This window comes from Streptomyces sp. NPDC050433 (assembly GCF_044458565.1).
GTDB lineage: Bacteria > Actinomycetota > Actinomycetes > Streptomycetales > Streptomycetaceae > Streptomyces.
The window spans coordinates 1-17,808 of record NZ_JBITIB010000022.1; the positions used below are offsets into that span (position 1 = coordinate 1).

Genomic DNA, 17,808 nt, shown 5'->3' on the forward strand with positions numbered 1-17,808 from the left:
GCAGGACTCCTCAACCCCATGATCGCCGGCGCCGCCATGGCCTTCTCCTCCGTCTTCGTCGTCGGCAACTCCCTACGACTCCGCAGCTTCAAGGCCGCATCCTGAATCCGCTGCTCCCGGCGGTCGGGGCCGATGCCGGCCCCGGCCCCCCGGACCAGACCGCGAGACGAGGCATCAATGCCGGGCTACAAAGAACAGAAGGACGACATCCTCCGGCGGCTGCGCCGGATCGAAGGCCAGGTGCGCGGGCTCCAGCGGATGGTCGAGCAGGACACCTACTGCATCGACGTACTCACCCAGGTCTCCGCCACCACGGCCGCCCTCCGCTCGACGGCGCTCGCCCTGCTGGACGAGCACCTCAGCTGCTGCGTGTCCGAAGCCATCGGTCAAGGTGGCGACCAGGCCAAGGAGAAGGTCGGCGAGGCGTCCCAGGCGATTGCCCGGCTGGTCCGCTCCTGATCTCCTCCCGTGCTCGGAGCGGAAGGCCGCGAAGTTCCAACTCCCGCCCCTTTCTGTGCTTTTGAAGACCTCACACCGAACAGGAAATACCCCCTATGGGTATGCTGTTTCATTCAGAGTCGGCATACCCCCCTCCCGTATAGGAGAACACCATGTCATTACCCACAGCTCCGGCCGATCCGCGCCGCTGGACGGCGCTCGCGCTGATCGCCCTCGCGCAGTTCATGGTGATCATGGACACCTCGATCATCGGCGTCGCGCTTCCCAAGATGCAGACCGACCTGGGCTTCTCGCAGGAGAACCTGTCCTGGGTCTTCAACGCGTACGTCGTCGCCTTCGGTGGACTCCTGCTCCTTGGCGGACGCCTCTCCGACCTCTTCGGCGCCAAGCGGCTCTTCACCGCCGGATGGATCGTCCTCGCCGCCGGTTCGCTCGCCGCCGGCCTCGCGAGCGAGGTCTGGGTCGAGCTGACCGGCCGGGCGCTCCAGGGTGTCGGCGCCGCACTGATCGCGCCCTCCGCCCTGACGCTGCTGATGATGCTCTTCGGCGGCAACCCGAAGGAGCTGACGAAGGCGCTCGCCCTGTACGGCGCCGCGGCGCCGGCGGGCGGTACGGCCGGTGTGTTCCTCGGCGGCGTCATCACCGAGTACGCCAGCTGGCCCTGGGTGTTCTACATCAACATCCCCATCGCGGTGATCGTCCTGGCCCTGACCCCGCGTGTCATGCCCTCCGCCCCCGCACGCCGCGGCTCGATCGACCTCGCCGGAGCCGTCACCGTCACAGCCGGTCTCGCCATCGCCGTGTATGCCATCGTCCGCGCCCCGGAGACCGGTTGGGCCTCGGCCGAGACCTGGCTGGTGCTGGCCGCGGGTGTGGTGCTGATCGGCGCGTTCGTCGCGATCCAGGCCAAGCGCCGCGAGCCGCTGATGCGGCTGGCCATCTGGCGCGCCCCCAACCTCGCCGGCGCCAACATCGCCCAACTCCTCATGGCCGGTGCCTGGATCCCGATGTGGTTCTTCCTCAACCTCTACCTCCAGCAGGTCCTGGGCCTGGGCGCGTTCGCCTCCGGATCCGCGCTGTTGCCGATGACCATCGCCATCATGATCATGATGATCGTCCTGGCGCCCCGGATGATCGGCCGCTTCGGTCCCAAACCGCTGATCGTGACCGGCCTGTTCGCCCTCGCGGCGGGCATGGTGTGGCTGTCCTTCGCCCGTCCCGACGGCAACTTCTGGGTCGACGTCCTGCCCGCCTCGCTCCTCGCCGCCGCGGGTATGGCCCTGGCGTTCATCCCCTCCCTGGGTACCGCGCTGTCCAGCGCGCGTCCCGAGGAAGGCGGTCTCGCCTCCGGCATCGTCAACACCAGCTACCAGGTGGGCTCGGCACTCGGCCTGGCCGCGATGACCGCCGTGGCCTCCGCGTACGGGGCGAAGGAACTGGGCAACCCCGTCGCCCTGACCGACGGATTCTCGGCCGCGTTCGTGGGTGCCGCCGCCATCGCCGCGGCCGGTGCGGTCATCGCCTGGCTCACGCTGCGCACCAGCCCTGCCCCGGCGCCTGCCGCGGCGGACGGGGCGGCCCCGTCCGACAAGGCTCGGGACAACTCCAGTACGGCAGAAGCTCTCTGACGCCTGCTCATATTCACCCGCCCACTCCCCGCGCCGCCGGACAGGGACTTCGAGTCCCGGTCCGGCGGCGCCCGCACACCCCCGCCGGCTGTCGTGTCGGCACTCGCCGCGAGCGAGGTGACGGGCGCCGCCGTACGTGGAGCCTCACCGTGAGGACTGGGTCGCGCGGCGGCTCACATGGTGGCTTCGGTGCCGGCGCGCTGCCAGGCGCTCTCGCGCAGCAGCCGCAGGCCGTTGAGGCCCACGATGACGGTGGACCCCTCGTGGCCGAGGACACCGAGCGGCAGCGGCAGGTTCCCCACGAGGTCCCAGACCACCAGACCGGTGATGAACACCGACGCGATGACCAGGTTCTGTACGACGAGGGCGCGGGCGCGACGGGAGAGCGCGACGACCGTGGGGACGGTGGCGAGTTCGTCGCGGACGATCACCGCGTCGGCGGTCTCCAGCGCGAGGTCGGACCCGGCTCGGCCCATCGCGACGCCGGTGTGGGCGGCGGCCAGCGCGGGAGCGTCGTTGACCCCGTCACCGACCACCAGGACCTTACGTCCGGCCTTCTCCTGCTCCCGGACGGCGGCCACCTTGTCCTGGGGCAGCAGCCCGGCGCGTACGTCGCTGATGCCGACCTCGGCGGCGAGGCGCGCGGCGGCGCGCGGGTTGTCGCCGGTGACCAGCACCGGGGTGCTGCCGATGAGCCTCGTCAGGGCCGTAACGGTCGCGGCGGCGTCGGGCCGGAGCCGGTCCGCGATGCCCAGCACGCCGACCGGTGTGCCGTTCACCGTGACCAGCACGGCGGTGCGGCCACCCTCCTCCAGCCCACCCGCGAGGACGGCGGCCGGCGATGTCCCCGTCCCCTGGTGCCCGTTCAGCAGCCGCGCGGGGGCGCCCACCGCGACCGTGTCGCCGCCCACGGTGGCCGTGACGCCGATACCGGGGGCGGAGTCGAAGTCGCGGGCGGTGGGCAGGACAAGCCCGCGGGCCTGGGCGGCGTCCACCACCGCGCGGGCCAGCGGATGCTCGCTGGGGTGCTCGGCCGCCGCCGCGAGCGTGAGCAGGCCGTCCTCGTCCAGGCCGGACCCGTCAAGCGGCCGGATGTCGGTGACGCGCGGGGTGCCCTCGGTCAGTGTTCCGGTCTTGTCCACGGCGACCGCGTCGACCTGGCCGAGCCGCTCCATGACCACGGCGGACTTCACCAGCACACCGTGCCGGCCCGCGTTGGCGATCGCCGAGAGCAGCGGCGGCATGGTGGCCAGCACCACGGCGCACGGCGAGGCGACGATCATGAAGGTCATCGCCCGCAGCAGTGAAGCGGTCAGCTCGGCGCCGAAGGCGAGGGGGACCAGGAACACGGCGAGGGTGGCGACGACCATGCCGATCGAGTACCGCTGCTCGACCTTCTCGATGAACAACTGTGTGGGGGCCTTGGTCTCGGAGGCCTCCTCGACCATCTTCACGATGCGGGCGATCACGGAGTCCGAGGCGTCCCGCTCGACCTCGACCCGCAGCGCCCCCGTGCCGTTGAGGGTGCCGGCGAAGACCTCGTCACCGGCCTCCTTGGCCACGGGGAGGGGTTCACCGGTGATGGTGGCCTGGTCGACCTCGCTCGCTCCCTCAAGGACACGGCCGTCGGCCCCGATCCGCTCACCGGGGCGGATCACGACGGTGTCGCCGACGACCAGGTCCTCGGTCGCCACGCTCTCCTCGGTACCGTCGCCCAGGAGCCGTGTGGCGGTGCTGGGCGCGAGATCGAGCAGGCCGCGCACGGAGTCCGCCGTACGGGCGGTCGCGATCGCCTCCAGGGCGCCGGAGGTGGCGAAGATGACGATCAGGAGTGCCCCGTCGAGGACCTGCCCGATGGCGGCGGCGCCGAGGGCCGCGACCACCATGAGCAGATCCACATCCAGGGACTTGTCCCTCAGGGCCTTCAGGCCCTCCCAACCCGGCTCCCAACCACCGGTGATGTATGTGGCGGCGAACAGCGGCCCCCATGTCCAGGCGGGTGCTCCGAGCAGGTCCAGCGGGAGGGCGATCAGGAACAGCGCCAGGGAAGCCGTCGCCCAGCGGGCCTCGGGCAGCGCCAGGACGCGGGTGCGCCGCCGGGGCGTGGCGGCCTTCGCGGGAGGGTGAGGTGCGGGTTTGGTCAGGGTGGAGGTCATGGCAGGGGAAGTCCTTCGCGGGAGGAGGGCGTGACTCCCACCATACAGGAATGCTTGAACAGCTATTCATGTGTTCATTCCGTAAGATGGAGCCCATGGGCCACGGAGCGAACACACCGGACAACGAGGCGTACACCAGCGACGCTGACGACAGCGCGACGCCGCGCAGCCGCCTGACCCCGGAGAACGCACCACAGGTCGCGACCACCCTCCAGGCGCTGGCCACGCCGTCGCGTCTGCTCATCCTGGCCCGACTGCGCGAAGGGCCCTGCGCGGCGACCGAGTTGGCCGCGGCCGTCGGCATGGAACAGTCCGCCTGCTCCCACCAACTGCGCCTGCTGCGCAACCTCGGCCTGGTCACCGGCACCCGCGAGGGCCGCTCCGTCGTCTACGCCCTCCACGACAACCACGTCGCCGGCCTTCTGGACCAGGCCCTCTACCACGTGGAACACCTCCGCCTCGGCATGACCGACGCCCCTGCCGAAACCCGGCCACGGCGGGACGGCGCCGCGCCCGCGGCAGCGCGCTGAACCGGAGCCAACGGGCCTCCGCCTGACGGCGCGACAGGCTCTCCGGTCATCGGAGTGATTCGTCGTCCCCCTCGGCGGTTGACCCTGACGCAGGGGCAACCTCTCACCATGGTCGGCATGACGACGCAAACCAATGCGAGCGAGGACGCCGGACGAGGCCACCGGACGATGAGGCACTTCACCGTCCACCACGACGACGTCACCCTCCCGGTCTCCCGCGGCGGCCGGGGCCGGCCGCTGGTCCTGTGTCCCGGGCTGAGCGTGACCCGGTCCGACCTGCACGAGTTGACCGGGCTCCTTCGGCGCGACCACGACGTGGTGACGTTCGACCTCCGGGGCCATGGCCTCGCCTCGGCCGCCGACCGGTACTCCTTCGACGGGTTCCTGAGCGATCTCGGCGCTGTGATGGCGGAGTTGGGCCGCCTCCAGCTGCCCTCGCCGCCCGTGCTCGTGGGCTACTCGCTGGGCGCGGACCTGGCTTTGCACTACGCCTCCGAGCATCCCGACGCCATCGCCGGACTTGTGCTCATCGACGGGGCGAACCCGTTGCCCGAACCGTTCATCACCGACGCGGACCTGCCCCTTTTCCGCGCTATGTGGGAGGACCAGGTGACGCGGCAACAGACCGGGCGGGCCAACGGCACCGCGCGTCAGGTGCTGCTCACCGCACAGGACATCCTCGGCCTGAACCTTGAGATCGACGCGGTCCGGTCCGTGATCCTCGACCGGTACCGGAAGATCGACCGTCCCATCAGCATGATCATGTCGACCTCGATGGCCGGTGACAGCGCCGAAGCGGAGCGTGCATCGCGGTACAACCGGCTCTGGCGGGACGGTATCGCACGGCTCGTCCGTGACCGGCCGCAGATCTCCACGGCCTGGCTCGAAGCCGACCACCGGCTGGTCTTCACCCACGCCCCGGAAATCGCGGAGATCATCCGGAGCGCGTGCCGCCGGCTCGGCGGGCCGACCCCGTAAGCGGCTCCTGGGAGACTGGGCCGATGCTGACCATCGGCGAGCTGGCCGCGTACGCCGGAGTGACGGTGCGCGCCGTGCGGCACTACCACGCCAAGGGGCTGCTGCCTGAGCCGGAGCGGGATCACTCCGGCTACCGCAGATACGGCGCCGGCGCCGTGGTCGAACTGATCAGGATCCGCACCCTCGCCGAAGCCGGCGTCCCCCTGGCGCGCGTACGTCAACTGCTCCGGGCGGACGAGGAAGAGTTCGCCGCCGCCGTCGCGGACATCGACAAGCAGCTGCGGGCGCAGATCCGGGAGCTGCGCCGACACCGCGAACGGATCGCCCGCCTCGCCTCCGGGGACAGCCTGGCGCTGCCCCCGGAGGTGGTCGAGTATCTCGGCCGGCTCCGGGAGCTCGGCGTCGACGAGCGGATCGTCAGGGTCGAACGCGACGGCTGGATCCCGCTGGCCGCGCACTCACCCGAGCGAGTGCCGGAATGGATGGCACGCAAACGGGAGCAGATCAGCGACCCGCGGCTGGTGGGCTTCTACCTCACCCTCGGCCAGGCACTCGACCGGACCGACGACGACCCGCGACTGGTCGAGCTGGCCGACGAACTGGCCGCCTACCTCACGCGGATGGCCGACGAGCAGGGCGTGGACTACGTCGATGACACCGACATCGAGCCACCGCTCGCCAGGCTGATGGACACGCTGGCGTTCGACACCGCTCCGCCGGCCCGCCGGCTGATCGAGCTGCTGGAGAAGCGCGGTTGGACCGGCTGGACCAAGCTCCAGCGAGTGGACCCGACATGAGGTGCGGCCGGTGCCTGGGCGCCGATGCTCAACCCGGTGCGGGTGCGTACTCACCTGGTGCGCCGGTTGTGCATCGTGCGTCACCGTGAGGGTCAACGGCCCTGGAGCGCCTTGACGTTGTTGCCGAAGGTCCAGTTCTTCGAGCCGTCCCAGTTGAGGGACCACGTCATCGGGCCCTTGAGGCCGTTGCCGTACGTGTTCCAGGCCTGGGCCACCAGGCTCGGGCTCATGTAGCCGCCGCCCGCGCCCTGTTGGGCCGGAAGGCCGGGGACCTGTCTGTCGTACGGGACCTTGATGGTGGTGCCCTGGATCACCAGCCCCTTGTTCAGGCAGTCCGTCTGGGCGGTGAAGCCCTGGACGGTGCCCGCGGAGTAGGAGTCGCCGGAGCAGCCGTACGCGACGCTGCCGCCCGTGACGTAGGCCGTCTCCGGTGCCATGGTCAGCCCGAAGTTCGAGGGCATCTGCGCGAGTACACCGTCGATGATGCGGATCAGGTTGGCCTGTGATGCGGAGAGCGTGTTGATGTTGCCGCTGCCGACCAGACCGGTCTCGATGTCGATGTCGATCCCGTCGAAGTTGTACTCCTTCAGGATCGGCACCAGCGTCGCGACGAACCGGTCGGCCACAGCACTGGAGCTGAGGTCGATGCCGGCCGTCGCGCCGCCGATGGACATCAGGATCGTCTGCCCTGACGCCTTTGTCTGGCACATCTCGGCCGGGGTCGCCACCTTCACCGTCGCGTCCATCCCGTCTTCCCACAGGACGGTGCCGTCCGAGCGGATGACGGGGAACGCCGCGTTGATCACGTTGTAGCCGTTGCTCTGGATACGGCTGTCGGTGATCGGTATCCAACCAAGGGGCGGATGCACGCCGTTGGCGGCACCGTCCCAGTTCTCCCAGTAGCCCTGGAGCACCTTGCCGGTGGGCTTCGACTTGACGGCACAGACGTCAGCCGCGGGAGCGGCGGCGGATACGGGTGCGGCGGTGAACGCGGTCTGTACGGCGAATCCGACCGCCAGACAGACTCCCAGCAACCGCGAGGTACCGCGGTGACGGGAACGGATCATGGAGAGGTGCCTCCTGAACTGTGGCGAACCCCGGAGAGATGAACTAGATGATCGTGGCGCCGTAGACGCTCAGGGCCTCGGTGACGGGCTGGTAGAACGTGGTACCACCCACGCTGCAGTTGCCGCTGCCGCCGGAGGTGAGACCCAGCGCGGTGCTGCCCGAGAAGAGCGAGCCGCCGCTGTCGCCCGGCTCGGCGCAGACGTTGGTCTGGATCATGCCGTACACGATGCCGCTGGAACCGTAGTTGACCGTGGCGTTGAGCCCGGTGACCGAACCGCCGCGCAGGCCGGTGGTGCTGCCGCTGCGCTGCACGGACTGGCCCACGAACGCGTTGCCGGCCCCCGTGATGTCCCGGTACGTGCCGTTGTACAGGTAGACCCGGCCGTCCGCCGCCGACGGGTTGGAGTGGCGGATGATGCCGTAGTCGTTGGTCGGGAAGCTGGTACCGGTGCGCGTGCCGATGGACCAGCTGCTGCTGATGTTGGTGCAGTGACCGGCGGTCAGCGCGTGGGCCACGCCGCCGACCGTCACGTTGAAGCCGAGCGAACAGCGGCTGCCGCCCGTGGTGATGGCCTCACCGCCGGCGATCAGCGGGCTGAACTTGCCGTTGGTGCGGTTGACCGTCAGGTCGGCCTTGGAGTCCGCCAGCGCGCTCTTGACCTCGGCCAGCTCGGCCTTCGACACGGTGCTGTCGATGGTCACGACGATCTTGCCCGTGCTCGCGTCCGTGTACCAGGCGGTGCCGGCCACGTCCGCTTCGAGCACGGCGGAGCTGGCGTCGGCGAGCTGCGAGGCGGTCGCCTTGACCTCGGGGGCCGGGGCGGCGACGGCCGAGGGGGTGGCGAGGGCGACGGCGGTCACCAGACCGGACGCCACCGCGAGGAGCCGTGCTCGTCTGGACATGCCGGTGAGGGGTGAGAAGGTCACGAGATCCTCCGAAGGTATGGGGGATGGACAGCCCGTCGGGTGGGGCGGGCGGCCGTGCGCGCAGGTCCACACCCGGCGGTTGCTAGGCGTGGACCTGTCAAGCTGTGCGGATGGAATGGTTGACCGCCGCCGCTCCCGACGCAAGGTCGACTTCCGGTCCGCGGGCGGAGAATCGCTTTCTACGCGGCCGGCTCGCTCCCGGCCCCGAGCCGGCGGCGCGCGCCCGCGCTTCGTGGCGTTGCTGCAAAGCGCGTGCGGGCTGCCGGACTTGCGCGTTCCATACCGGGAACTCCTCGGAAGGGCGGCAGGTTTGAGTCTGTTTGCCGTCTCTTTGCGTGAGCGTTGCGAAGGGTCACATCGCGAACACACGCGGTTCGCCGTCCGGTCGGGCGCCCGGCAGACCGGTGTGTGCTGCGTCCGGTGGGGCGCCCGAGCGGGGCGGTACGGCTTCCGCGACTGGTGCGTTTGCGTCGCTTTCGAATGGATTACCCGTGCATTCGAAATGGCTGAATCTTTAACTCCGCATCCAGGACGGCGTCGCTCTGCGGCCCGAATACGTCCGGAGGGGCACTCTTGCGGAGGGCCACGGGGGTGTGCTCCGAAGCACTGTGGTCCCCTCAGGCGCCCAGTGTCCCGTCCGTCCAATCGGCGCTCAGGCGCAGGTACTTGATCGTGCGCCGGTGATGGGTGAAGGCGATGTGCAGCGCCCCGTCCCGGCTCTGGGCGATGGACGGATAGGACAGCTCGCGGTTGAGACCGTCGCGGGAGTTGTTCGTGAGGCAGTAGCCGTCGCCGGTCTCCAGGTCGTGGCTCACCGGCCAGGTACGGCCGCCGTCCGGCGACACGGAGAGGGTGAGCGGGGCACGGGGAGCGCCCCAGAACGCGGCGCCAAACGGCGCGGCTCCCGCGGCTCCCGCGGCTTCTGCCACCCCTGCGGCCTCCGAAGGCTCCGCGGGCTCCGGAGACGCGGCGGGTGTCCCGGCGTCACCACTCAGACCGTCGTCGTCGATCTCGTCGTACAGCGACACCCTGCGCTCGGTGGCGTCGGCGGCGCTGCTGGCGTTGTGTACGAGAGCGAGCCGCCCGTCGCCCAACGGGACGAACTGGACCGACGAGTTGTTGTTGGGCACGTCCAACGGCTCGGGCTCCGTCCACGTTTCCCCTTCGTCCCGCGACGTACAGCGGTACACGGAATCCGCCCGGCGGCTGCGGAACAGCGCCACCAGCGAACCGTCCGGCAGCGGATGGACGTTCATGTGCACCAGCCCCGTGGAGCCGGGCACCGGCCGCTCGTCCCAGGTCTCTCCCGCGTCGTGGCTGACCATGACCGAGCTGGTGTCCTGGCCGCCCGACCACTGTTCACCGGGGACCGTGACGCAGCGGAACACGGGCAGCAGCCAACGCCCGGACGGCAGGACGGTCACCGGCTGGCGTACGAAGACCCCGCCGCCGGCCGTGGCCGGGAACAGCACCGCGGACGGGCCCCAGGTCACGCCGTTGTCGTGGCTGACCCGCCGCCGTACCTCGGCCGTGTCCTGGTGGCCCGCGCGCTGCGCGGTGTGCAGCAGCCACAACTCGCCCGAGGGAGTGGGGAACAGCACCGGGTTCTGCTCGGAGCGGGTGCTGTCGTCGGAGAGCCGGACCGGCGCCGACCAGGTGTCGCCGCCCGGTACGAGCCGGGAGAACCATACGGAGATGTCCGCGACGCCTTCCTGCGTCCCCCCGAACCAGACGCAGCCCAGGTCCCCGCCCGGCAGCACCATCAGGTTCGCGGCATGGTTCTGCGCGGCGGGCGCGGCCAGATGGGCTTCCGCGCGGCCCGGTTCCTCCGGGCAGGGGCGAATGACGCCGTCGGCGTCGACGGGTGCGGTGGCGGGTGTCGTGGTCACTTGGCTTCTCCGGTGGAACGGGCGGCGGCCAGGTGGGCGCCCACGACCTGCTCCAGATGGGTCAGGTCGCTGGAGACGGTGGCGAACGTGAAGCCCTGGGCCAGCCGTCTGGCGGCGGAGGCTCCGTCGGCGTTGTGGATGCCCGCGGCGATCCCGGCGGCGGCTGCCGCCTCCCGCACCGCGACGAGCGCGGCCTCGAACTCGTCGTCCACCGCCGGGTCGGTGGAGGTGGCGCCGCCGATGGCGATACGCAGGTCGGAAGGGCCGACGTAGACACCGTCGAGGCCGTCGGTGGCGCAGATCTCCTCGACGTTGGCCAGGCCCTCCGCCGTCTCGATCATCGCGAGGACGACCGTCTGCTCGTGCGCGTCGGCCGGGTTCGGGCCGATCCGCAGCGCGGAGCGCATCGGGCCGTACGACCTGCGGCCGAGCGGCGGGTAGCGTACGGCGGCCACCGCGTCGGCCGCGTCACGGGCGGTGTCGACGAGCGGGACGATGACACCGGCCGCCCCCGCGTCGAGCGCGCGGCCGATGGGCGCCGGGTCGTTGGCCTCGGTACGGACGAGACCGACGGCGGTGCTCCCCTTGGTGTCGATGGCGGTGAGGGACGCCAGCAGGCCGGAGTACTCGATCAGACCGTGCTGGGCGTCCAGCGCCACGTAGTCGTATCCGAGACGTGCGATGCGCTCCGTGGAGACCGGGGAGTCGAGGACGGACCAGTAGCCGATGAGCTGCTCGCGGGCGCGGAGCGCGGCGGCGAAGGCCGCCGGCGTGCCGGACATGTCGCGGGTCATGGGGAGAACTCCTTGTGAAGCGGTCGGTGCCCTGAGTGCGAGGGCGAGGTGCCGTCGCCGGAAGGCGGGGGTCAGCGGTTGTACGCGGGCATCGGACCGCGCAGCGCGGCGCCGACCTCGTCGCAGGCGGCCGTCACCTCGGCGGGCAGCGGTCCGGCCTGCGCGGCGGCGATGTTGGCCCGCAGGTGTTCGGTGCGTGAGCCGCCGAGCAGCAGCGCGTCCGTGGAGGGCCGGTCCAGCAGCCAGCGCAGTGCCAGTTCGGTGAGGGGGACGCCGGCCTCGTCGGCGATCCGGCCGAGCTGTCCGACCGCGTCGAACAGGCGCTCGTCCCAGTAGCGTTGGCGGTACATCGCGGCGAGCTTGGAGTCACCGAACCGGCCGGAGTCCGGGGTCTGGGTGAAGTTGTGACGGCCCGTCAGCAGGCCTCCGCCCAACGGGTTGTAGACCATGGTGCGCAGGCCGGTGACGGCGGCGTACTCGACGTACTCCTCCTCCAGGCGACGCGCGAGCAGATTGTGCAACTGCTGGGCCACGACCGGGCTCGGCGCCCCCACCTCGTCGGCCGTACGCACGAGTTCGGCGATCTGCCAGGCCGCGTGGTTGGAGACACCGAGGGCGAGGATCTTGCCTTCGGCGACGAACTCCGCGACGGCGGTGAGGGTTTCCGCGAGCGGGGTGGACCGGTCCGGCTGGTGCAGATAGAAGAGGTCGACGTGGTCCGTACCGAGGCGCCCCAGGCTGCCCTCCAGCGCGGCGCGCATCCCGGCGGCGGACAGCGGTGCGTGCTCGCCCTGGTCCGGGTGCGGGATCCCGGCCTTCGTCGCCAGGACGATCCGGTCGCGGCGGCCGGGCAGCAGGGCGGCGAGGATACGTTCGCTCTCGCCGCCGGCGTATCCGTTGGCGGTGTCGACGCCGGTGACACCCGCGTCGAGCGCGGTGTCGAGCATGGCCGCGGCGCCCGTCCGGTCGACGGTGTCACCGAAGGTCATGGTGCCGAGGACGAGACGGGAGAGCGGAACGGGGATGTGCGGCAGGTCGATGCCGGTGCCGATGCCGGTGGTCACGAGCGATTGCCTTCCGGTGCGGTGCTGACTGCTGGGCTGACTGGGGTACTGCCTTCGGCGCCGGCCGCCGCGCCGACAGGGGCGCTGACCGAGCTGTCCGCGGTGGCCGTGGTGGCCGCGCCCGTGGCGCTGAGCAGATGCCGGGGCTTCACCCCCCGGATCGCGGTGGGATCGAGCGCGGCGCGGCGCAGCGCCCGCGTGTACGGCTCGGCGGGTGAGGCCAGTACGGCGCCCGTCCGGCCTGTCTCGACGATCCGACCGGAGTGCATCACCACGACATCGGTACTGATCTCGCGGACCACCCCGAGGTTGTGGGCGATGAAGAGATAGGCGATGCCGGTCTCGTCCTGCAACTCCCGCAGCAGCTCAAGTACTTGGGCCTGTACGGAGACATCGAGGGCGGAGGTCGCCTCGTCGCACACCAGCACCTCCGGCCGGGACGCGAGCGCGCGGGCGATGCCGATGCGCTGGCGCTGCCCGCCGGAGAACTCCGGCGGCCGGCGCCGCAGCGCCGTCGCCGGCAGCCCGACGCGGTCGATCAACCCGGCCGCTCGCCTGGCCCGTTCCGCCTTGTCCCGGACGCCCGAGAGGCGCAGCGGCTCGGCCACGATCTCCTCGGCGGTCAGATGCGGGTCGAGGGAACCGTACGGATCCTGGAAGACCATCTGCACCCGCCGCCGCAGCGGGCGCAGCCGCCGCTCGGGGAGGGTGGCGATGTCCGTGCCGTCGAGCACGATCCGGCCCGAGTTGGGCTTCAGCAGCCTTACGAGGGCGCGGGCGAGCGTGGACTTGCCGCACCCCGACTCACCGACGACGGCGAGCGACCCGCCGCGCGACAGCTGGAAACTCACCTGGTCGACGGCCCGGAACGGGCCCTGGGCGGTCTGGTACTCGACGACGAGGTCCTCGACGCTCAGCAACGGCCGGTCGTCGGCCCCCTTGCCGGGCTCATCGGACCGGGCACCGGCCCCACCGGCGTTACTGGTCCTGTTCACCGGGACACCTCCCGCGCGCTCGTCCCGGACTCCGCGTCCGCCACGGCGCCCTCCGGCGGCGCGTCCTCGTCCCAGGCGCCGAGCCGGGGCACGGCGGCGAGCAGATCGCGGGTGTACCGCTCGACCGGCCGGTCCACGATGTGCTGAGCGGATCCCGACTCCACGAATCTGCCCTCCCTCATGACATGGATACGGTCGGAGACGACTCGGGCCACCCCCAGGTCATGCGTGATCATCAGCATCCCGATCGACTCCTGTTCCTGTAGCTCCATCAGCAGATCGAGGACTCCCGCCTGCACGGTGGCGTCCAGCGCGGACGTCGGCTCGTCGGCGATCAGCAGCCGCGGTTCACCCGCGAGGGCCACGGCGATGAGCATGCGTTGCAGCATGCCGCCGGAGAACTGGTGCGGGTACGCCTTCCAGCGTGTCTCCGGCTTGGGGATACGGACCTGCGCGAGCAGATCGGTCCCCTTCTCCCTGACATCGGCGCGCGACATCTCCGGATGGCGCAGCCGCAGCGCGTCACCGAGCTGGCGGCCGATCGTATGGACCGGGCTGAGGGCCGTCATCGGATCCTGCGGGATCAGCGACACGGTGCGGCCCCGTACCTCACGGGCCGCGCCGGGGTCGGCGACGACGTCCCGGCCCGCGACGCGCACGGTGCCGGACAGCACCGCGAGCCCTTCGGGCAGCAGCCGCAGCACACCCATGGCGGTGGTGGACTTGCCGGACCCCGATTCACCGATGAGCGTCACGGTCTCACCCTCGCTCACGGTGAAGCTGACACCGTCCACGGCGCGGACGACGCCGTGCGGGGTGATGAGTTCGATCTGCAGGTTCTGCACGTCCAGGAGCGGAACATCCGTCATGGCTCAGGCTCCCTTCTTGAAGCGGGCCGGGCGTGTGCCACGCGGTACGCGCGCGCCGCGCGGCGCCTTCGTCGTACGTGTACGGTCGCGCAGTCCGTCGCCGACCAGGTTGACGCCGACCACCAGCAGGGCGATGACCAGGCCGGGCAGGGTCACCAGCCACCATGAGGTGGTGATGTAGTCCTGACCGTCGGAGATGATCCGGCCCCAGGTCGCGAACGGCCGCTGCGGACCGGCGCCGAGGAAGCTGAGCGCGCTCTCCAGCAGGACGGCCTGGGCGAGCAGCAGCAGGACGACGAGGCTGGCCTGGCGGATGACATTAGGGATGACATGGCGGCGGAGCACCGACCAGCCGCGCAGTCCGAGTACGCGGGCTGCCGCGACGTACGGTTTCTCGCGCTCCACGAGGACGAGCGAGCGGGTGAGCCGCGCGACCTCCGGCCACTGGGCGATCGCGATCACACAGGTGATGACGGTGACGGAGGGACCGAACAGCGCGACGACGAGCAACAGCATCATCAGCAGGGGCAGGGCGAGCTGGGCCTCCAGCAGCCGCGAGACGACCGTGTCGACCCAGCCGCCGAAGAATCCGGCGGCGGCGCCCGCCGCGATGCCGATCACCCCCGAGACGAGGACGGCGAGGATGCCGACGGTCAGCGACACCTGGCCGCCGTGCAGGATGCGGGAGAGCAGATCGCGGCCGAGCTGGTCGGTGCCGAACAGATGTCCCTCGCTGAGCGGGGGCAGCCGGCGCCGCGACAGATCCTGTGCGTCGGCGCCGGGCAGCGGCAGCACTCCCGCCAGCATCACGGGCAGGACGACGAGCGCGGTGCAGATCGCCCCCGCCCACAACTTGATCCGGGAGCCGCGCTGTTGGCGGGTGGCGGTGGCACGGGCGAGATCGCGCGCGGTGACCGCGCTCGGCCGGGCGCCCGAGGACGGGCCACCGGGGGATGAGCCGCCGGAGGAGGCGGCGGGACGCAGGGTGGTGGTCATGTCTCAGGCCGCCTTTCCGAGGCGCACCCGCGGGTCGAGCAGCGGGTAGGCGAGGTCGACGAGGAGTTGGACGAGGATCGCGAGGGTCGCGGTGACCAGAACGGTGGCCTGGATGAGCGGATAGTCGCGGGTCTCCAGGGCGCGGACGACGAGCGAGCCGACGCCGGGCCAGCCGAACACGACCTCGACCACGACGACGCCGTTGAGCAGCGCGGCGAAGCGCGTACCGATGGCGGTGAGCAGCGGGACGCCCGAGTTGGCGAGGGCGTAGCGCCAGGTGAGGGCGCGTTCGGAGAAGCCGCGTGAGCGGGCGACCATGATGTACGGGGAGTTGAGCGCGGCGGTCATCTCGCGCCGTACCAGCCGGGAGATGAGCGCCAGCTGGAGGATGGCGACGGTGACCGTGGGCAGGACGAGGCCGCTCCAGGACGTGAAGCCGGAGGCGGGCAGCACGGGCAGCAGCACGGCGAAGACCGTCAGCAGCATCACCCCGGTCCAGAAGTCCGGCATGGACTGACCGGTGATGGTCAGGACGTTGGCGCCCAGCTCGCGCTTGGTGTCGGCGCGCCGCGCCATCCACACGCCGAGCGGCACGGCGACCAGGGCGGTGACGGCGATCGCGGAGACGGCGAGCGTGATGGTGTACGGCATCCGCTCCAGCACCACGTCCAGGGCGGGGGCGCGGAAGGAGTAGCTGGTGCCGAGGTTCCCGGTGAACAGGTCGCGCAGGAAGATGCCGTACTGCGTGAACAGTGGCTGATCCAGCCCGAACTGTTCGCGGATCCGCGCGAGATCGGCGGACGTGGCGTTCGGGGCGGCGTACGCGGACGCGGGGTCGCCGGGGGCGAGACGTACCAGCAGGAAGACGGTCGTCAGGGTCAGGAAGACGGTCAGCAGGCTCTGGCCGAGCCGGCGGGCGAGATATTTCGGCACGGCTCAGCCCTCCAGCCGCACTGCGGACAGGTCGTAGGAGTTGATCGGCAGCAGGGACAGGTCCCTGACCCGTGTCCTGCGGGCGAGCAGGGTCTTGGGGGCGAAGGCCCACATGCTGGGCCAGGTCTCCCAGATGGTCTTCTGCACCGCCGCCAGTTGCCTGGCGCGCTCGGCGTCGTCCACCTGGGTGGAGGCCGTGGTGAGCTGCCGCTCGACATGCGGCAGGACGTACCCCATGAACGCGTCGCGGGTGCGTTCCTTCGCCTCCGTCCCGCCGTACATGCCCTGGAGCATGGTGAGCGCCAGGCCGGTGGGGCTGCCGTAGCCGTTGCCGATGACGTCCCAGTCGCCCGCCCGGCCCTGACGCCAGGTGAGGATGTTGCCGCCGGGCTGGAACTGCTGGAGCGAGGCGCGTACGCCGACGCTCTTGAGCATGTCGACGACTGCCTCCATGACCGAGGTGTCCGCGGCGAACTCGCCGGACTCCCAGATGATCTTCATCCGGAGGTCCGTGGCACCCAGGGACTTCAGCAGCGCACGGGCCTTACCGGGGTCGTAGGTGTACGAGCCGGTGGGCACCGCCCCGTCCAGGGCGAGCGGCACCACGCCCCGCGCGGCCTCGGCCAGGCCGCTCAGGACGTCGTCCACCAGGGCCCGGCCGTCTATCGCGTACGTCAGGGCCTGCCGCACCCGAGGGTCGGCGAGCGGATGGCCGGCGGGCTTGCGGAAGTTGTAGAAGAGCTGGCACATCCGGACACCGGAGGTCTCCTCGACGCGGACGCCGGGGAGGCCGGTGAGCTGTTCGGCCGAGTCCGGGGTGAGGGTGTCGACGACGTCGAGTTCACCGCTGCGCAGTGCGACGACCCGGCTGGACTCCTCGGGGACGAACCGGACACGTACGGTCTCGATCCGGGCGGGCGTTCCCCAGTACTTCGGATTGCGGCCCAGCGTGTACTCACCGGCGCCGGAGTTCGCCTTGAGGACGCGGTACGGGCCGGAGCCCAGACCGCTCTGCAACTCCTCGGGCCGGTTGGCCGCTGCCGGGGTGACGTGGATGTTGGCCATCAGCCGGTCGAGCACCGGCACCGGCTTGCGCGTGTGCAGCAGGAAGGTGCGGGCGCCGGTCTTCTCCACGGTGGGCATCTCGGGGAAGAGACCCAGGAGGAACGAGCCGTTGACCTTCCCGTACAGCCGCAGGGCCGTGGCGACGTCCTCGACGGTGACGGGGGAGCCGTCGGAGTAGCACGCGCCCTCGCGCAGCCGCACCGTCCAGGCGGTGGGTTCGGTCATCTCGAACCGGTCGGCGAGGACGAGCTGCGGCTTCATGGCGGGGCCGATACGGGTGAGCGCCTGCCGTACGGCGCGCTGGACGGTGACGGCGGCGTCGAACTGGTTGAGCTTGTTGTCGAGGCTCACCAGGGAGCGGTTCAGACCGAGGGTGAGCGTGCCGGGGCCGGGGGCACCGGTGGGGCCCGCGCAGGCGGCCAGCGGGCCGAGAGCGACGCCCGCGCCGCCGGCGGCGCTCCAGCGCAGCAGCGTGCGGCGGCTGAAGGGCTCGCGCAGCGGGGCGTTCGGGGTGTCCGGAGAAGTGTTCAGGGCGGCCGTGGCGGCCGTGGCGTCCGGGGGACCGCCGTGAGGAGTTGGGGTCATCGTCGACCTTCTCGGGGTTCTGGGAGCGACCGGCTCAAGCTGTTGGCGGCGGGTTCAGCCGACTCTGTTCCGGCT

Annotated in this window: 16 protein-coding genes; 5 read left to right on the plus strand and 11 right to left on the minus strand. The window is 70.9% G+C overall.

Translation table 11 applies throughout. From position 1 onward, the window contains the following. Positions 1-177: 177 nt before the first annotated feature. Both ACIBLA_RS25275 and ACIBLA_RS25280 read left to right on the plus strand, forming a co-directional pair. On the plus strand, positions 178-459 hold the full coding sequence (locus ACIBLA_RS25275; protein WP_363245485.1) for a metal-sensitive transcriptional regulator: 282 nt from the start codon (positions 178-180) through the stop codon (positions 457-459). Positions 460-611: 152 nt separating this feature from the next. Beyond that, positions 612-2,087, plus strand: coding sequence for an MFS transporter (locus ACIBLA_RS25280; protein WP_363245486.1), 1,476 nt, complete (start codon positions 612-614; stop codon positions 2,085-2,087). A gap of 173 nt (positions 2,088-2,260) precedes the next feature. Here ACIBLA_RS25280 and ACIBLA_RS25285 read toward each other — a convergent pair whose 3' ends face one another. Next, on the minus strand, positions 2,261-4,243 hold the full coding sequence (locus ACIBLA_RS25285) for a heavy metal translocating P-type ATPase (RefSeq protein ID WP_399199960.1): 1,983 nt from the start codon (positions 4,241-4,243) through the stop codon (positions 2,261-2,263). Between the two features lie 95 nt (positions 4,244-4,338). Between ACIBLA_RS25285 and ACIBLA_RS25290 the strand changes: the two genes are divergently transcribed. From ACIBLA_RS25290 to ACIBLA_RS25300, 3 genes are all read left to right on the plus strand, one after another. After that, a complete protein-coding gene (locus ACIBLA_RS25290) occupies positions 4,339-4,773 on the plus strand; it encodes an ArsR/SmtB family transcription factor (protein WP_399199961.1) in 435 nt (144 codons plus the stop codon). Between the two features lie 117 nt (positions 4,774-4,890). After that, on the plus strand, positions 4,891-5,751 hold the full coding sequence (locus ACIBLA_RS25295) for an alpha/beta hydrolase (RefSeq protein ID WP_399199962.1): 861 nt from the start codon (positions 4,891-4,893) through the stop codon (positions 5,749-5,751). 23 nt (positions 5,752-5,774) lie between these two features. Next, a complete protein-coding gene (locus ACIBLA_RS25300; protein ID WP_399199963.1) occupies positions 5,775-6,548 on the plus strand; it encodes a MerR family transcriptional regulator in 774 nt (257 codons plus the stop codon). Between the two features lie 92 nt (positions 6,549-6,640). Here ACIBLA_RS25300 and ACIBLA_RS25305 read toward each other — a convergent pair whose 3' ends face one another. The 10 genes from ACIBLA_RS25305 to ACIBLA_RS25350 form a co-directional block, all read right to left on the minus strand. Then, positions 6,641-7,615: a glycosyl hydrolase family 18 protein gene (locus tag ACIBLA_RS25305; RefSeq protein ID WP_399199964.1), complete on the minus strand. Its 975-nt coding sequence runs from the start codon at positions 7,613-7,615 to the stop codon at positions 6,641-6,643. A 43-nt stretch (positions 7,616-7,658) separates the two neighbouring features. After that, positions 7,659-8,519, minus strand: a complete 861-nt coding sequence (locus ACIBLA_RS25310) for a S1 family peptidase (protein WP_363245531.1) — start codon at positions 8,517-8,519, stop codon at positions 7,659-7,661. A 641-nt stretch (positions 8,520-9,160) separates the two neighbouring features. Next, positions 9,161-10,432, minus strand: coding sequence for an exo-alpha-sialidase (locus tag ACIBLA_RS25315; protein ID WP_399199965.1), 1,272 nt, complete (start codon positions 10,430-10,432; stop codon positions 9,161-9,163). Then, positions 10,429-11,226: an HpcH/HpaI aldolase/citrate lyase family protein gene (locus ACIBLA_RS25320; RefSeq protein ID WP_399199966.1), complete on the minus strand. Its 798-nt coding sequence runs from the start codon at positions 11,224-11,226 to the stop codon at positions 10,429-10,431. Before ACIBLA_RS25320 ends, ACIBLA_RS25315 begins: the two co-directional genes overlap by 4 nt. Positions 11,227-11,297: 71 nt before the next feature. Next, complete coding sequence (locus ACIBLA_RS25325) at positions 11,298-12,290, minus strand: aldo/keto reductase (RefSeq protein WP_399199967.1); 993 nt, start codon at positions 12,288-12,290, stop codon at positions 11,298-11,300. Next, positions 12,287-13,285 carry an ATP-binding cassette domain-containing protein gene (locus tag ACIBLA_RS25330; protein WP_399199968.1) on the minus strand — a complete coding sequence of 333 codons (999 nt, stop codon included), beginning with the start codon at positions 13,283-13,285 and terminating at the stop codon, positions 12,287-12,289. Before ACIBLA_RS25330 ends, ACIBLA_RS25325 begins: the two co-directional genes overlap by 4 nt. Then, positions 13,282-14,154, minus strand: a complete 873-nt coding sequence (locus ACIBLA_RS25335) for an ABC transporter ATP-binding protein (protein WP_399199969.1) — start codon at positions 14,152-14,154, stop codon at positions 13,282-13,284. The genes ACIBLA_RS25330 and ACIBLA_RS25335 overlap by 4 nt, the downstream gene beginning before the upstream one ends. A 3-nt stretch (positions 14,155-14,157) precedes the next feature. Further along, entirely contained in the window at positions 14,158-15,150 is a 993-nt protein-coding gene (locus ACIBLA_RS25340; protein WP_363245497.1) for an ABC transporter permease, read from the minus strand. Between the two features lie 3 nt (positions 15,151-15,153). Then, positions 15,154-16,083 (minus strand): ABC transporter permease, encoded by a 930-nt coding sequence (locus ACIBLA_RS25345; protein WP_363245498.1) that lies wholly within the window; start codon positions 16,081-16,083, stop codon positions 15,154-15,156. A 3-nt stretch (positions 16,084-16,086) separates the two neighbouring features. Then, positions 16,087-17,733 carry an ABC transporter substrate-binding protein gene (locus ACIBLA_RS25350; RefSeq protein ID WP_399199970.1) on the minus strand — a complete coding sequence of 549 codons (1,647 nt, stop codon included), beginning with the start codon at positions 17,731-17,733 and terminating at the stop codon, positions 16,087-16,089. Positions 17,734-17,808: the final 75 nt, after the last annotated feature.